The 14605-nt window shown below is 70.4% G+C and carries 11 protein-coding genes and 1 pseudogene; 2 read left to right on the forward strand and 10 right to left on the reverse strand.

Annotated elements, in window-relative coordinates:
* Window positions 1–296 precede the first annotated feature (296 nt).
* The 3 genes from AB0L00_RS22225 to AB0L00_RS22235 all read right to left on the reverse strand — a co-directional run bounded on the left by AB0L00_RS22225 (window position 297) and on the right by AB0L00_RS22235 (window position 3774).
* A complete protein-coding gene (locus AB0L00_RS22225; RefSeq protein ID WP_364437183.1) occupies window positions 297–1334 on the reverse strand; it encodes a questin oxidase family protein in 1038 nt (345 codons plus the stop codon).
* 369 nt (window positions 1335–1703) lie between these two features.
* Complete coding sequence (locus AB0L00_RS22230; protein WP_364437186.1) at window positions 1704–2408, reverse strand: Clp protease N-terminal domain-containing protein; 705 nt, start codon at window positions 2406–2408, stop codon at window positions 1704–1706.
* 136 nt (window positions 2409–2544) lie between these two features.
* A complete protein-coding gene (locus AB0L00_RS22235) occupies window positions 2545–3774 on the reverse strand; it encodes an ROK family transcriptional regulator (RefSeq protein ID WP_364437189.1) in 1230 nt (409 codons plus the stop codon).
* Between the two features lie 206 nt (window positions 3775–3980).
* On the opposite strand from AB0L00_RS22235, the gene AB0L00_RS22240 reads away from it, so the two are divergent.
* Window positions 3981–6176: a discoidin domain-containing protein gene (locus AB0L00_RS22240; protein ID WP_364437192.1), complete on the forward strand. Its 2196-nt coding sequence runs from the start codon at window positions 3981–3983 to the stop codon at window positions 6174–6176.
* 108 nt (window positions 6177–6284) lie between these two features.
* On the opposite strand, the gene AB0L00_RS22245 is transcribed toward AB0L00_RS22240, so the two are convergent.
* The 3 genes and pseudogenes from AB0L00_RS22245 to AB0L00_RS22255 all read right to left on the reverse strand — a co-directional run bounded on the left by AB0L00_RS22245 (window position 6285) and on the right by AB0L00_RS22255 (window position 8811).
* Window positions 6285–7388 (reverse strand): winged helix DNA-binding domain-containing protein, encoded by a 1104-nt coding sequence (locus tag AB0L00_RS22245; RefSeq protein ID WP_364437194.1) that lies wholly within the window; start codon window positions 7386–7388, stop codon window positions 6285–6287.
* Window positions 7389–7394: 6 nt separating this feature from the next.
* Window positions 7395–8295: pseudogene (locus tag AB0L00_RS22250) on the reverse strand (aldo/keto reductase).
* 93 nt (window positions 8296–8388) lie between these two features.
* Window positions 8389–8811 carry a VOC family protein gene (locus tag AB0L00_RS22255; protein WP_364437196.1) on the reverse strand — a complete coding sequence of 141 codons (423 nt, stop codon included), beginning with the start codon at window positions 8809–8811 and terminating at the stop codon, window positions 8389–8391.
* 170 nt (window positions 8812–8981) lie between these two features.
* Here AB0L00_RS22255 and AB0L00_RS22260 point away from each other — a divergent pair, with 170 nt between their 5' ends.
* On the forward strand, window positions 8982–10004 hold the full coding sequence (locus AB0L00_RS22260; RefSeq protein ID WP_364437199.1) for a WYL domain-containing protein: 1023 nt from the start codon (window positions 8982–8984) through the stop codon (window positions 10002–10004).
* A gap of 148 nt (window positions 10005–10152) precedes the next feature.
* Here AB0L00_RS22260 and AB0L00_RS22265 read toward each other — a convergent pair whose 3' ends face one another.
* The 4 genes from AB0L00_RS22265 to AB0L00_RS22280 form a co-directional block, all read right to left on the reverse strand.
* Complete coding sequence (locus tag AB0L00_RS22265; RefSeq protein WP_364437200.1) at window positions 10153–10782, reverse strand: hypothetical protein; 630 nt, start codon at window positions 10780–10782, stop codon at window positions 10153–10155.
* A gap of 325 nt (window positions 10783–11107) precedes the next feature.
* Complete coding sequence (locus AB0L00_RS22270) at window positions 11108–11932, reverse strand: hypothetical protein (RefSeq protein ID WP_364437203.1); 825 nt, start codon at window positions 11930–11932, stop codon at window positions 11108–11110.
* Window positions 11929–13092 carry an SMI1/KNR4 family protein gene (locus AB0L00_RS22275; RefSeq protein ID WP_364437205.1) on the reverse strand — a complete coding sequence of 388 codons (1164 nt, stop codon included), beginning with the start codon at window positions 13090–13092 and terminating at the stop codon, window positions 11929–11931. Before AB0L00_RS22275 ends, AB0L00_RS22270 begins: the two co-directional genes overlap by 4 nt.
* A gap of 172 nt (window positions 13093–13264) precedes the next feature.
* Window positions 13265–14587 (reverse strand): GH1 family beta-glucosidase, encoded by a 1323-nt coding sequence (locus AB0L00_RS22280; protein ID WP_364437208.1) that lies wholly within the window; start codon window positions 14585–14587, stop codon window positions 13265–13267.
* Between the last annotated feature and the right edge of the window lie 18 nt (window positions 14588–14605).

Raw genomic sequence — 14605 nt, forward strand, 5'->3', positions numbered from 1 at the left:
GACGGGCCCGATCGGTGGCGCGGCTGCCGGCGCTGTTGCCGGCGCCAAGGCCAGCGGTGGTAACCCCGGGATCACCGTCGCGGGTGCTGCGGCCGGTGGTGTGGCGGGGGCCACAGCCAGGAACAAGAAGCAGAACGGCTGACAGCGACCACTGCCGTCGGCTGAGCTGTCTCGCTGCACTGCCCCAGTGGCGGCGCCAGAAGGAACAAAGCCCAGGTAGAAAATAGGGCGGCCCCTCTTCCCAGAGGGGCCGCTTCGCTGCTCCTCCTCGGTAACGGCCGTAGGCGGTCCTGCCGTCAAAGTTCGTCGATCAGGTCGGTCGCCCGGATCACCGCGGCGAGCGCGTCGGGGTCGCCCGTGCGTTGGTGCACGTCGAGGCAGGTGTCGGCGAGCTTGATGACGTGTTCGTCCCCGTGGCGGACGGCGCGGGCGAACACCTCGTCCGGTGAGCCGGGGGCGGTGGGCAGAGTGTGCCTGGGTTCGGGCGTGGCGGGGGTATAGGCCGCGGTCACGGCCGCGCTGGCCGCCCATGCCGCGTGCAGGCTCACGACCCATCGGTCACGCGGCAGCGCGGGCAGGGTGCGCAGGACGGCCATCGGTGCGGTCGCTGCGTGCACCAGCATGACGGCAGAGCCGCGCGCGTTCGGCAGATAATGCGCCGTGGCGGCGGCCGTCAGATCGGCCAGCAGGTCCCGGGCCCGTACGGCGTCGGCAGCGGGTCTCAACGCGGTGAGCGCGGTCGGCCAGCCGGTGAGGCCGGCGAGCTGGTCGAGCCGATGGTTGATGCCCGCACTCTGGTCGGGAACGCGGGGGACGGCGGCGAGAGCCGACGCCGGGTCGGCGGTTCCGGAGGGCGCGGTGAACGGGACCTGCTGCCAGCGTGCGGCCCAGTATCCGAGGGCTTGGCCGAGCTCGGCCAGACGCGGCCCGTCCTCATGGTCCAGCAGGGCGTGAACGGCGTGGCCGGTGCGGATCACTCCGTGGGTGGCGCCGGCCGCGATGCCCGGCAGCAGCCGTGGCCACCACGTTTCCAGCACCACCCGCCAGGGTTGTTCGGTCATCTCCCGGTCGAAGAATGCCAGCCAATCACCGAGCCGGTGGGGGTCCCCCAGCGCCGTGCGCCAGTCGTGGACGGTGATGGGCGAGGTGCCGCGGGGCAGTTCGTCCAGCCGACGCATGTAGCCGTCCAGCCAACGATGAACCTGGCGCGCGTGTCCGCGCCTGATCATGGATTCCACCGCCATGGGGCCGTGATTGCTCAGCCAGCCTTCGAACTCCGGTCCGGTCCGATGCAACCGTTCGTAGGCCTCATCCAGCGCGCCATCGATGTTCATGGGACTTGACGTTAACCACGCTCCGACTTGCGATCATCGGTCCAGGGACCGAGGCTCCCTCCTGCATCTGACCTAATCCCGGGCCGCAAGCAGTTCTGGTCTGCGGACCGCAGGAGTTGCCAGGCTTCGAGGACCGAAAGCGGTGCGCGCTCCGAAGGAGGCGCCCACCTCCACCAGGGCCTGCTCGAACTGGCCTGCAGCCTCATATGCCTCTGCCGCCTACGAACATCATCGACTGCGATGATGCGGCGCGGCGCGGTACAGGATGCCATGATCCCTGGCATCCAGTGCCTCTAGGAGGCAGCGAAAGCCGGGGATCATGACGAGCCCCCCAGCCGACCCGGTTCGCCGGGGCGACTGATCGTTTCGTTACTGCTCGTCGCGGGCGGCGAGCCGTTTGGTGATCTCGGTCTTGACCGTCGTGTGCAGCTCGTCCGATGTGAAGCCGAGGTTGCGCAGGATCTGCGCGGCCGGGCTCTCCTCGGCGCGGATCAGGCCCAGCAGTGTGTGTTCCGTGCCGACCCAGTCGTGGCCGAGGTCGTCCGACGCGCGGCGTGCCTGCTCGATGGCCTCCTTGCTCTCCGGCCGGAACGCGATGTGACCTCGCAGCGCCTTCTCTCCGGCCGGCGGCATCGACTCCTCGATCGCGTCGCGGATGCGTTGCTCCGACTCGGTCTTCGCCATCAGCACCTCGTATGCCAGGCCCCGCGGTTCGCCGAGCAGGCCGAGAAGGATGTGTTCGGTGCCGATGAAGTCGTGCTTGTGCGTTCGGGCGGCCTCCTGCGCCAGCACGATGCTGTGCCGGTTCAGATCGGTGAACCGCTCGAACGCGGCGGGCGCGTGGCGTTGCTGGGCGGCCTGCTTGGACACCCCGATGGCGTCGCCGATCTCGCTCCACGACGCGCCGGCCTGCTTGGCCTTGCCGACGTAGTGGCCGACGAGCTGGTCGGCGAGGTCGGACAGGGTCTGGGCACGTAGGTGCGCCTCGCTGATGCGCGCCAGGTCGTTGGCGTCGGGGAGGTCCTCGTCGAGATGGGTGATCAGGTCAGCGAGGCTGATGTCGAGTGGGCTCATGCGTCAACCGTAGGTTGACGATCCCGGAATCGTCAACCTGTAATTGACGCATGTTTTCCGAGTGCGCTCCGCACGGACCGCGAGTCCCTGCCGTCGTCGCGTTGATCGGTAAGAGCTGCCAGGTTCTGAACCGTGGTCAGCCGGCGGAGCGGCGGCGGTCTGCCAGGGAGAGGGGGGCGCCGTTGAGGAACAGCTCGATGGGGAGGGTGGCCGCGCCGAGTGCCACGGCCTCGGGCCCCAGCCTGCCCAGCTCGATCGACGTCGAGGAGAAGGCGTGCTTGAGCGAGTTCTGCTGCGCCGCGTCGCGGATGGCCGGCAGCAGCCGCTCGCCGAGCAGCAGGCCGGCCCAGCCGCCGAGGATGATCTGCTCGGGGTTGAAGAGGTTGATCAGGTCGGCCAGGCCGACTCCGAGGTAGAGCGCGGTCTCGTCGAGGACGTGCGTCGCGTCGTCCTCGCCGCGAGCGGCCGCGTCGAGCAGGGCGGCCAGCGCCGACTCCTCGTCCTGGCCGGGCGTCCTGCCGAAGCGGTCGAGGACGGCCTCGGCGCCGACGTACGCCTCCAGGCATCCCGCGGCGCCGCACCGGCAACTGCGGCCGCCGACCACGATGGTGGTGTGGCCCCACTCGCCGGCGCTGGACGTAGATCCACGGTGCGTCCTGCCGTGCGCGATGATGCTCGCGCCGACCCCCGAGCCGATCAGGCAGACCACCGCGTGCTGGGCGCCCCGCCCGGCGCCGAACCACATCTCGGCGCGGCCCATCGTGTTGGCGCCGTTGTCGATGTGCAGCGGCAGGTCGGTCCCGGACCGCAGCAGGCGCTCGAGGGGGACGGCGTCCCAGCCGTACGTCTGGCCGTGCACGAGCACCTCGTCGCCCTGCTCGACCACGCCGGGGACCCCGATGCCCACCCCGAGCACCGCCGAGGCGTCGACGTCCGCGTCGGCGAGCACGGCGGACAGGCCCTCCAGGATCCGCTCGACGATCGTCGTGACGCCGTGCTCCCGGGGGTCGAGCGGATAGTCGGCCCTGGCCCGCTCGTTCATCGCCAGGTCGAACAGCTCGACCCGGACGCGGGTCTCGCCGACGTCGACGCCGATGACGTAGCCGTAGTCGCGGTTCATCCGCAGCAGGACGCGCGGCCGCCCGCCGTCGGAGTCGACGGCCCCGGCCTCGGCGACGACGCCCTCCTCGATCAGCTCCCGGACGACGTTGCTGACCGACGCGGGAGACAGGCCGGTCGCCTGGCTGAGCTCCTGGCGCGTGCAGGGCTGGTCGAAGTACAGCGACCAGAGCAGGACCGACCGATTGTCACGGCGGAGGTCCCGCACCGTGCCTCGCCGTCGTTCCGAACTGACGTGCTCCCGCATACCGACCTCCCCGATTAGTTCAGATCTTATAACAAGCGATCGAAAAGCCGCGCTGCCGGGTGTTACACGGCCTTGACGATGCGACACCCCCGAGGTTAAATCACGTCATTAATTAAGCCCTGTATCAACGGGCCCCCGCCTCGACGCGTGCACCGAAGGCGCCGCACGCGTCGCCTCCTCCCCGCCCCCGAAACCGGGAGAAGCTCATGAGACCCGCCTTCGTCCCAGGCACCCGTACCAGACCGCGGCCCCAACGCCACCTGCCGGTGGCGATCGCCGCGGTCATCGCCCTGCTCACCGGCCTCTTCGTCGCCCTCGCCCCGGCATCCGGCGCCGCCACCTGCGGCACCGCGAACGCGGCCCAGGGCCGGCCCGCCACCGCGTCGTCGACCGAGAACTCCGGCACCCCCGCCTCGAACGCGGTCGACGGCGACAGCGGCACCCGCTGGTCCAGTGCCTTCAGCGACCCGCAGTGGCTCCAGGTCGACCTCGGCTCCTCGCAGTCCGTCTGCCAGGTGGTGCTGCAGTGGGAGACCGCCGCCGGCAAGGCGTACCAGATCCAGACCTCGTCCGACGGGAACACCTGGACCACCATCTACTCCACCACGACCGGTCAGGGCGGCACCGAGACGCTGAACGTCAGCGGCACCGGCCGCTACGTTCGCATGTACGGCACCGCTCGCACCACCGGTTACGGCTACTCGCTGTGGGAGTTCGTCGTCCACACCGCGAGCGGGGGCGGCGGCACGCTCCCCGGCGGCGGCGACCTCGGGCCCAACGTGTACGTCTTCGACCCGTCGATGTCCTCGGCCACCATCCAGAGCCGGCTGGACACCGTCTTCCAGCAGCAGGAGAGCAACCAGTTCGGCAGCGAGCGGTACGCGCTGCTGTTCAAGCCGGGCAGCTACAACGTCAACGCGAACATCGGCTTCTACACCTCCATCGCCGGGCTCGGCGCGAACCCCGATGACGTCACCATCAACGGCTCGGTCAACGTCGACGCCGGCTGGATGAACGGGAACGCCACCCAGAACTTCTGGCGCTCCGCTGAGAACATGGCGGTGCAGCCCTCCGGCGGGTCCGACCGCTGGGCGGTGTCCCAGGCCGCGCCGTTCCGCCGTATGCACATCAAGGGCGACCTCAACCTCGCGCCCACCGGTTACGGCTGGGCCAGCGGCGGCTACATCGCCGACAGCAAGGTCGACGGCCAGGTGCAGCCGTACTCCCAGCAGCAGTGGTTCACCCGTAACAGCCAGATCGGCGGCTGGCTGAACGGCGTGTGGAACATGGTGTTCACCGGCGTGGCGGGCGCACCGGCGCAGAGCTTCCCGAACCCGCCGTACACGACCGTGGCCAACGCGCCCGTGACGCGGGAGAAGCCGTTCCTATACGTCGACTCCTCCGGTGCGTACCGGGTGTTCGTGCCGGCGCTGCGGCAGAACACCCAGGGCACGACCTGGAGCGGCGGGAGCACGCCCGGCTCGTCCATCCCGCTGAGCCAGTTCTACGTCGCCAAGCCGTCCGACAGCGCGGCGACGCTGAACCAGGCGCTGGCGCAGGGCCTCAACCTGCTGTTCACCCCGGGCGTCTACAAGATCGACCAGACGCTCAACGTGACCCGCGCCGACACGGTCGTCCTCGGCCTCGGCTACGCCACGCTCGTACCCCAGAACGGCGTCACGCCGATGTCCGTCGCCGACGTGAACGGCGTGAAGATCGCCGGGCTGCTGTTCGACGCCGGCTCTACCAACTCGCCGAACCTGCTCCAAGTCGGGCCGAGCGGATCCACGGCCGACCACTCCACCGACCCGACCTCGATCCAGGACGTGTTCTTCCGGATCGGCGGCGCCGGCGTCGGCAAGGCCACCAACAGCCTGGTCGTCAACAGCAACAACGCGATCATCGACCACATCTGGGCCTGGCGCGCCGACCACGGCTCCGGCGTCGGCTGGACGAGCAACACCGCCGACACCGGCCTGACCGTGAACGGCAACGACGTGACGGCGTACGGCCTGTTCGTCGAGCACTACCAGAAGTACGAAGTCGTGTGGAACGGCGAGCGCGGCCGTACGTACTTCTTCCAGAACGAGATGCCGTACGACCCGCCGAACCAGGCCGCCTGGATGAACGGCTCCACCAACGGCTACGCCGCCTACAAGGTGGGGGCGAACGTCACGACGCACGAAGGGTGGGGCCTCGGCAGTTACTGCTACTTCAACGTCGATCCCTCGATCCACGCGGCGCACGCCTTCGAGGCGCCGAACGCCTCCGGCGTGAAGTTCCACGACCTGCTGACGGTGTCCCTCGGCGGCAACGGCACGATCGACCACGTCATCAACAACACCGGCGGCGCCGCCCAGGGCACCGCCACCACCCCGGTCGACGTGGTCAGCTACCCGTGATCCCCTGACCCCTGCCACCCCGGGCCCGCGCGGCACCCCGCCGCGCGGGCCCTCCCACGCTCGCGCCCCCGGCCCGCGAGCGCAGCGGCCGTCGGCCGATACACGCGCTCAGCGGTCGGCGTGAGCGGCGGTGATCTCCACGTGTTCGATGCCCTCGTCCAGGAAGGTGGCGAGGTCGTGGGCCTCTTTCTCGATGGCCTCCCGCTCCGGGACGGCAAGGGGCCGCAGCGGCGTCACGCGGAGCCGCTGGTCGCCTGCTGTCCAGGTGGCGGCGACGCCTCCGTCGACGAGCACGGCGCGTCGGCCCGCGACGGACAGACCGCGGTGGGCGTCGTCGATGATGCGGCTGCGGTCGTGGTAGCCGAGGATCGCGTTGTCGAACGCCGGGAGGAACCGGACGGCGGCGGGCGTGTCCGGGGACGGGCGCGGTGCGTCGGGCAGGTCGAGGAGTTCGCGGCCGCGTTCGTCGCGGAAGACGACGAGCTGCTCGCGGAGGGCCTTGACGGCGGCGGGAAGACCGGCGAGACCGCACCAGGCGCGGATGTCCGCGGTGGCGGCGGGCCCGTAGGCGGCGAGGTAGCGCCATACCAGCCGCTGCCCGACCGGATCGCTCGGGTCGGCGGACAGCGGGGCGATGTCACGTCCGATCCAGGCGGCCAGGGACAGATTCCGGACCCCGGCGGTCGTGTGCCACAGGCCGCGCGGCGGGAGCTGGACCATCGGGATGAGGGCCGCGACGAGGAGCTCGCCCAGGACCCGGCGTGGCGGGCCGGGCCAGCGGTCTTCGAGTGCGCGGACGAGGTCGGCCATGGTGCGGGGCCGGCCATCGGCCATGACCGCCCGGCCGGCCGCGGCGACCTCGTCCGGGTCGATGCCCGCGAGTTCGCGTCGGTAGGTGGCCGTCACCCTTTGACGCAGCATGGCGTCGTGGCGGGCCCGCCAGGCCAGTGCGTCGTCGGCGGTGACCAGGTGGACGGTGCGGCGCATCAGGTGCGTACGGACGACCGCACGCGCCGTCAGCGCCTCGTCCAGTTCCTCCGGTTTGAAGGCGCGCAGCCTGGACCACAGACCGATGAACGGCTCCGGTGGTTCTTGCGCCTGCATGCCGCACAGGTGTGCCACGGCGTCACGGACGGGTGTGTCCGCGCGTTCGAGCAGGTACTGGCGGGCGAGGGTCGCGCGGTTCAGGGCGCGTGCGCTGAGGACGGTCATGGGTGCTCAGACCGCGGACCGCTCGTCGACAGGGCGGCGGTGCAGGGCAGGCCGGGTAACGGAGGGCGGCGTGTAGGAGACGTCCAGGGGGCCGAGGTCGGTGCCGGGCGGGACGATCGCGTCGATCCGGTCGAGGATGCCGTCGTCGAGTGTGGTGGCCGCACCCGCGATCAGGTCGTCCAGCTGTTCCCTGGTGCGCGGGCCGATGATCGCGGAGGTGACGTCCGGGTGGCTGATGGCAAAGGCCATGGCCAGGTGGGTGAGGGACATGCCGGCCTCGTCGGCGACGGGCAGGAGTCGTTCGACGGCGTCGAGCTTGCCCTCGTCGGTGAGGTGCCGGGGGACCCACCGCATGCGGGCGTTGTCCTGCGGCGCGGTGCCCTTACGGTAGCGGCCGGTCAGCAGGCCCATGGCCAGCGGGCTCCACACGAGGACGCCCATGCCGTAGCGGCGGCAGGTCGGAGGAACCGATCGCGCGGACCTTCCCGGCGCGTACCAGGTCGGTGAGCGCGGAGAGGGTCTCCTCGATATCCGTCTGCGGGTCCGGGTGGTGGATCTGATAGAGATCGATGTGGTCGGTCTGCAACCGTCGCAGTGAACCCTCGACCGCGGCCATGATCCAGCGGCGTGAGCTGCCGCTGCGGTTGGGGCCCTCGCCCATCGGGCCGTTGAACTTGGTGGCCAGCACCACCTCGTCGCGGCGCCCCTTCAGGGCCTTACCGAGGATCTCCTCGGTCTCGCTGTAGCCGTACACGTCGGCGGTGTCGACGAAGTTGATGCCCGCGTCCATCGCCCGGTGAATCATGCGCACGCAGTCGTCGTGGTCGGGATTGCCCAGCTTGCCGAACATCATGGTGCCCAGGCAGTAGGCGCTGACCTCGATGCCGGTACGTCCCAGCTGTCGCATTCGCACGGTGCCCCGTTCCCTTCCGGTTCGCTCTCCCGGGCCGCCGCAGGGGCGCGGCGGCCCGGGCGATCTTCTGTGCCTGGCCGGACCGGCTCAGCCGTTGTACGGAGCGGCGACGTCGAGGACCCAGGTCACGCCGAAGCGGTCGGTGAGCATGCCGTACAGCGGCGCCCACTGCGCCGCCTCCAGGGGCTGCACCACCGTCGAGCCCTCCGCCAGCTTCTGCCACAAGGCGCTGATCTCGTCGGCGTCATCGCCGCGTACGGAGACGAAGAACGGGTTCTCGCCCTGGCTCCAGGGCAGCTGGGAGGGCACGTCGTAAGCCATGACGTGGAAACCGTTGTCGCCGACGACCTCGCCCCACATCACCCAGTCCGCCTCGTTCTCGTTCCGCACAGCGCCGGCGTCCTTGTACGTGACGGCGACGGTGCGCCCGCCGAACACGGACTGGTAGAAGTCGAGCGCCTCCCGCGCGCTGCCCCGGAAGTTCAGGTGGGTGGTGGTGGTAACGGACATGTCCTTGCTCCTTTTGCCTTCGGTTCGAACGGAGGTGCGCCGCTGCAACGACAGGGCCCACGGGCGCTGCAACCCCGTGGCCAGGGGCAACACCCCCTCGGCGACTCTGGTAGCCACCATTTCAGGGGTAGCGGACAGGTTGTGTCCTGTACTCCGCGCAGAATGGGGCCATGCAGAAAACCTCGTCGCGGTTGCTCGCGTTGCTCTCGCTGCTTCAGACGCACCGTGACTGGTCCGGCGACGACCTCGCCGAGCGGCTCGACGTCACCTCGCGCACGGTGCGCCGTGACGTGGACCGGCTACGGGAGCTCGGATATCCGATCACGGCTTTCAAGGGGCCCTCCGGCGGCTACCGCCTGGAGGCCGGCTCGCAGTTGCCCCCACTGCTGTTCGACGACGGCCAAGCCGTCGCCATGGCCGTCGCGCTCCAGGTCGCGGCCACCGACACCACGATCGGCGAAGACGCCACACGTGCCCTGTCCACCATCCGCCAGGTCCTGCCGTCCCGTCTGCGCCAGCGCGTCGACATGCTCCGGATCACCGCCGTCCAGCCCTCCGAGAACGACAGCACCTCACCCGGTGACCCGCAGCTCCTCATGGACCTGAGCAACGCCATCCACGCCCATGCGGAGCTTCGCTTCGACTATGACCAAGACCAGACCGGTCCCGCTGAACGACCCCGCAGAACGGAGCCCCACCATCTGGTCACCTGGCGAGGCCGCTGGTACCTCATCGCCTGGGACCTCGACCGCGACGACTGGCGCACCTTCCGCGTCGACCGCATACGCCCGCGCACCCCCACCGGCCCGCGCTTCACCCCGCGCGAGCTCCCCGGAGGCGGCGTATCCGCCTTCATCACCGGCCGTTTCCGGGGCACCGACGGTACCACCACCGACTGGCCCTGCCACGGCGAGGTCGTCCTGAACCTTCCTGCCACCGCCGTAGCCCCCTTCGCCCGGGACGGAATCGTCGAAGAACTCGGCCCCGACCGCTGCCGGCTCACCCTCGGCTCCTGGTCATGGACCGGTCTGGCCGCCGCGATCGGCCGTTCCGACACCGACATCGAGGTCATCGGCCCGCCGGAGCTGACCAACGCGTTCGCACGCCTCGCCGCCCGCTACGCCGACGCCGCACGCATCACCCACCCGCCCGAGACGCAGGTCACCGACGCCTCGGGTTCGGTGGAGACTTGATCTGGGTCCACACCAACGCTTCCGACGGCGGTCGTGTCGACAGGCCTTACGGAGTCGGCGTAGAGGCGGGCGCAGCGCTCGGACGGCGACGGCAACGAGACCACGGCGACGGTGAAGTCACCGCGGAGCCGGCCTACGCGGCAGGCCTTCACAACGGCCATGGGGAACGCTGAATGCCGGAGAGGCGGCGCTTGCGCCTTCGCTCGCGGACGCGCCGCTTGATGAGGCGGGTCACCACGACGATGGACAGGATCACCCCGGCCAGCACGATGAAGACCGGGAGGGCCAGTTTCCAGTCCGGCCACTCATCGTTGATGTGCGCGCCGATCCGCAGCCGTACGACGCGGCCGTGCCAGATTTCGGCGGTGCCGGTGGTACCGGCCTTGGCCACCTTGTAGAAGCCGTGCTCGACCTCGAAATCGCGGTACCGCCCGTCCGCGGTGCGCACGGTGATCTTGTAGTGGGTGGTCCGCGAGGCGGCGACGACCCGCAGCCTCGCCACGGTCGGGGGAGCCACCCGGAACGGTCCCATCGGGGGCGGCTGCGGCGGCGGTTGTGGCGGCAACTGCGGCGGGTCCGGTGGGTCCGGGTCCTCGGTCGTGTACGTGGACTGCTTGATGACGGTCATCGGCAGCCGCGTGACGCAGTGGCGCGTGTCGGCCGGCGGCGGCGACGCGCAGAACGGCGCCCGCTCGAACGCCTCGAAGTCGGCAAAGGGGCCGGCCCCCAGCGCCACGCCCCCCGCGATCAGTACCGGCCCCACAGCCAACGCCGCCAACGTTCTGAACCTGTTTGCCCACCCCACGCACCGAACGTAACGCGGACTGGGCGCATCGTGGCCGAATTTCGGCGCGATCCCGCGTGAAGCGCTAAGTCGGGGCCGATGCCGGTTCGGCGCTCAGGACGTCCCAGGCTGCGTTGTCGGCGCCTGGCTCACGCTCGGCTTGCGACCTATCTTCGCGAGTTCTTATCAGGCTGCGGCCTGACCGTCGTTTCCCAGTCGGCGAGGATATCGAGCAGGCGGCCGGGCGTTCGTCGGAACTCCGCCAGATGCTCGGACTTGTGTTCGGCCAGGGCAACGCCAGCGTCCCCCAGGATCTCATTCACCGCTCCGCAGAAGAGAGTGCGTGCGGTCTGGTGCGGGGCTGATTCCAGATCTGCAGCAGGCCGCGGGTATCGGTGGTGTGGAAGCGCAGGCGGTAGTCACCGTGACCGGCGGGCAGCGGCGGAAGGTCCTGGGCGCGTCCGGCGATCTCGCGGAGAGTGACGTGGCCGCTGTGGTAGCGGCAGCTCAGTTCCGCGATCCGGGGGTAGGAGCGGTCCGGTCCTGGATCGGCCGGACAGATCAGGACGGTGAGGGGGAGGTCGCCGTCGTGGATGGGTGCCCAGAGCAGCGCCGCGCCGGGAACGGCGTCGATCAGCTCGCCTGCGGACTCCGCATGCGGGGGAACGGGGAGGATTTCGCCGAGCGAGCGGCCACGGTCGAGCAGAGCGAACTGGCCTGCTCGGACGCGCAGGGTGACGTCGAGACTTTCGACGGTCACCGTGGCGCGGCGGTCCGGGGCGAAGTCGGACGGGATGCCTGCGGAGAAGCCGCGTTCGGCGATGACGGCGGCGTACTCCTCGTCGGTCACCTTGAGGGCGCGTTCGGTGATGCCGGGCACGTCGCCCGGCTCGGGACGTTCGTACGTGCTGATCGCGGCGACGAGCTGGGAGGTGGCGCCGGGGTCGGGTGGTTGCCAGCGGGTGAGACGGACCGTTCCGCAGCGGCGGCAGGGGTCCCGGCGGACGTTGACGGTGCGGCCTGCCGCGTCGGTCTCGGCACCGGTCGGTTGCCGCAGGTCGTTGTCGGGGAAGTCGTGGGCACCGCCGCAGGCTCGGATGATCATTTCCATGGCGACGTCGTCCCGGCTGGGAAACGGCATCATCGGTGGTCACCTCGCGGCTGGGACAGCAGGGCGCGACCGCGTTCAGGGGTGAGCGTGTCGGCCAGGACGGGATGGGTGAGCAGGGCGACCGGGGCGATGTGGTCGGTGGATCTGGGCCGCCAGCGGGGCAGCGCCTCGCCGACGGCCCGCCACAGCGCGTCCGGATCGGTCGCGTGCCGCTCCAGGGCCGCGTGGACGAGGTCGTCGAATTCGGGGTTGCCGTAGGTCGCGCGGGCCGCACCCCGCCGGAGCCGCGCCTGGTGCTCGGCGATGATGAGCTGCAGTTCGGGGGGATCCCCGATGAGCGCGGACTGCAGAATCGAGTTGTGGCCCGGTGAGGAGCTTCTGGCGTGCTCGGCGAACAGCAGCGGCAGGAACTCCTCGGCGAACAGCGGGTCGGCGAAGAACCCGTCCGGGGTGAACGAGGGATGCAGTAGTCGTCCCAGGAGCTGCTCGGCCTCGTAGGTGCGTCCGATAAGGAGAAGGATCTGGGCGCGCAGGACGGTGGCGCGGCTCAGGCCGAAGTCCTCGGCCTTGGCCAGGACGGGTTCGGCGGCGTCGATGTCGCCGGCGAGGGCGTGGCGGCGCGCCTCTTCGACTTGGGCCTCCCAAGAGTCGCGGGTCGCTCCCTCGGGCCGGCGCATCTCATGGAACTCGGCGTACAGGCTCTCCATGAGCGCGATGAACGACGGAAAGCGGGTGGGCGGCTCGGCGAGCCACGAGAACAGGCTGTAGGCGGCCCACTCCCCGCTCTCATCCACGTCGCCGGGATCGAGGAACAGGATGCCCGCGTCGGCCTCCAGTGAGATCAGCAGTCCTCGGCTGATCGGACCACCCTCGGCATCGCCCTCTTCGTCGTCGGGCTCCTCCCAGTCCTGCCAGTACGGCTCAAGGTCGCGCACCCAGTCCAGAGTGGAGGTGTCGCTCATACGCGACACGAAGCATCCGGCGTCGCGCCAGCCGTCGGTAGTGAGGAGGAACTCCCGGTAGGACGGGGGCAATCCCGTCCCGAGCCGTTCCTCGGCGGCCGCGACGGCCTCGGGGCTCGCCGGGGCGAACCCGAGCCAGCCGTCGCGGACCACATCCGGATCCAACTCGTCCGGAGCGGTGCAGCCGATCCACTCCTCGCTCCACCGGGTCAACCATGGTCTCCAGTCCATGGGAGGCACTATGGCGGCCGGCTCCGACAAAGCGTCGACGGCGCCTCCACGGCGGGCCACGCGAGTGAACACGAATCCGTCGCGCGACACGGGGAATGGCGCGGCCCTCGCCGGGAGACGGACACCGGCGAGGGCCGCGGTCTGCGGGCGGGCCCGGGAGGGCCCGACGGGGTCAGGCGCCGGTCCGCTGCCGGTGGTCGCGGATCAGTTCGGCGTAGCGGAGGCCGCTGTCCTTGACGGTGCGCTGCTGCGTGGCGAAGTCGACGTGGACCAGACCGAAGCGGGGGGCGTAGCCGGCCGCCCATTCGAAGTTGTCCATCAGCGACCAGGCGAAGTACCCGGCCAGCGGCGCCCCGCGGCGGATCGCCGACGCGCACGCCGCGAGGTGTCCCTCCAGATAGCCGGCGCGGTCGGAGTCGTGCACCCGCCCGCCCTCGACCGTGTCCGTCCACGCCGAGCCGTTCTCGGTGACGTACATCCGGGGCGGCCGGTACTCCTCGGCGACACGGGTCAGGATGTCCTCAAGGCCCTCCGGCTCGATCACCCAGTCCATCCCGGTGAGCGGGCGGCCGGTCGGCGTGGTCTCCCGGACGTACGGCGGGGCGCCGTCCGGGTCGTCGGCGACGACGGCCGGGCGGTAGTAGTTGACGCCCAGCCAGTCCAGCGGCGCGCCGATGCTCTCCAGGTCACCGGGCTGTTCGGGGAGGTCGACGCCGTACACCTCGAGCATGTCGGCGGGGAAGCCCCGCCCGAAGACCGGGTCGAGCCACCAGCGGTTGGTGTGCCCGTCGAAGCGTTCCGCGGCGGCGGCGTCGGCGGCCGAGCCGCTCGCGGGCTCCACCGGGTTCAGCAGGTTCACGATGCCGACCTGGACGTCGGGAACGGTGGCCCGCAGGGCCTGCGCCGCCAGACCGTGGCCGAGCAGCATGTGGTACGACGCGGGCACGGCCGCCTTCACGTCGGTGAGGCCGGGCGCGTGCCGGCCTTCGAGATGGCCGATCCAGGCGGCGCACATCGGCTCGTTCATGGTGGCCCAGCCCTTGACGCGGTCGCCGAGTCCTTCGGCGACGCAGGCGGCGTAGTCGGCGAAGTGCCGGGCGGTGTCGCGGTTGGCCCAGCCACCGGCGTCCTGGAGCACCTGCGGCAGGTCCCAGTGGTAGAGCGTGGGGAACGGCGTGATGCCCGCCTCGAGCAGGGTGTCGACGAGACGGTCGTAGAAGGCCAGTCCCGGGGCGTTCACGGGACCGGTCCCGCCGGGGAAGACACGGGGCCAGGCGATCGAGAACCGGTAGGCGGTCAGGCCGAGCCGCTTCATGAGCTCGATGTCCTCGGGCCAGCGGTGGTAGTGGTCGCACGCCACATCGCCGTGGTCACCGCCGTCCACCTTCCCCGGGGTGTGGCTGAAGGTGTCCCAGATCGACGGGGACCGGCCGTCCTCGTCGACCGCGCCTTCGATCTGGTAGGAGGAGGTCGCCACGCCCCATGCGAAGTCCACGGGGAGCAGGCTGAGGTG

This window comes from Actinoallomurus sp. NPDC052308, from assembly GCF_040679195.1.
Classification (GTDB): Bacteria; Actinomycetota; Actinomycetes; order Streptosporangiales; family Streptosporangiaceae; genus Actinoallomurus; species Actinoallomurus liliacearum.

Coding starts and splice junctions, on each gene's coding strand:
- AB0L00_RS22225 (WP_364437183.1), bottom strand. CDS start 1,334: ATGAACATCGATGGCGCGCTGGATGAGGCCTACGAACGGTTGCATCGG.
- AB0L00_RS22230 (WP_364437186.1), bottom strand. CDS start 2,408: ATGAGCCCACTCGACATCAGCCTCGCTGACCTGATCACCCATCTCGAC.
- AB0L00_RS22235 (WP_364437189.1), bottom strand. CDS start 3,774: ATGCGGGAGCACGTCAGTTCGGAACGACGGCGAGGCACGGTGCGGGAC.
- AB0L00_RS22240 (WP_364437192.1), top strand. CDS start 3,981: ATGAGACCCGCCTTCGTCCCAGGCACCCGTACCAGACCGCGGCCCCAA.
- AB0L00_RS22245 (WP_364437194.1), bottom strand. CDS start 7,388: ATGACCGTCCTCAGCGCACGCGCCCTGAACCGCGCGACCCTCGCCCGC.
- AB0L00_RS22255 (WP_364437196.1), bottom strand. CDS start 8,811: ATGTCCGTTACCACCACCACCCACCTGAACTTCCGGGGCAGCGCGCGG.
- AB0L00_RS22260 (WP_364437199.1), top strand. CDS start 8,982: ATGCAGAAAACCTCGTCGCGGTTGCTCGCGTTGCTCTCGCTGCTTCAG.
- AB0L00_RS22270 (WP_364437203.1), bottom strand. CDS start 11,932: ATGATGCCGTTTCCCAGCCGGGACGACGTCGCCATGGAAATGATCATC.
- AB0L00_RS22275 (WP_364437205.1), bottom strand. CDS start 13,092: ATGGACTGGAGACCATGGTTGACCCGGTGGAGCGAGGAGTGGATCGGC.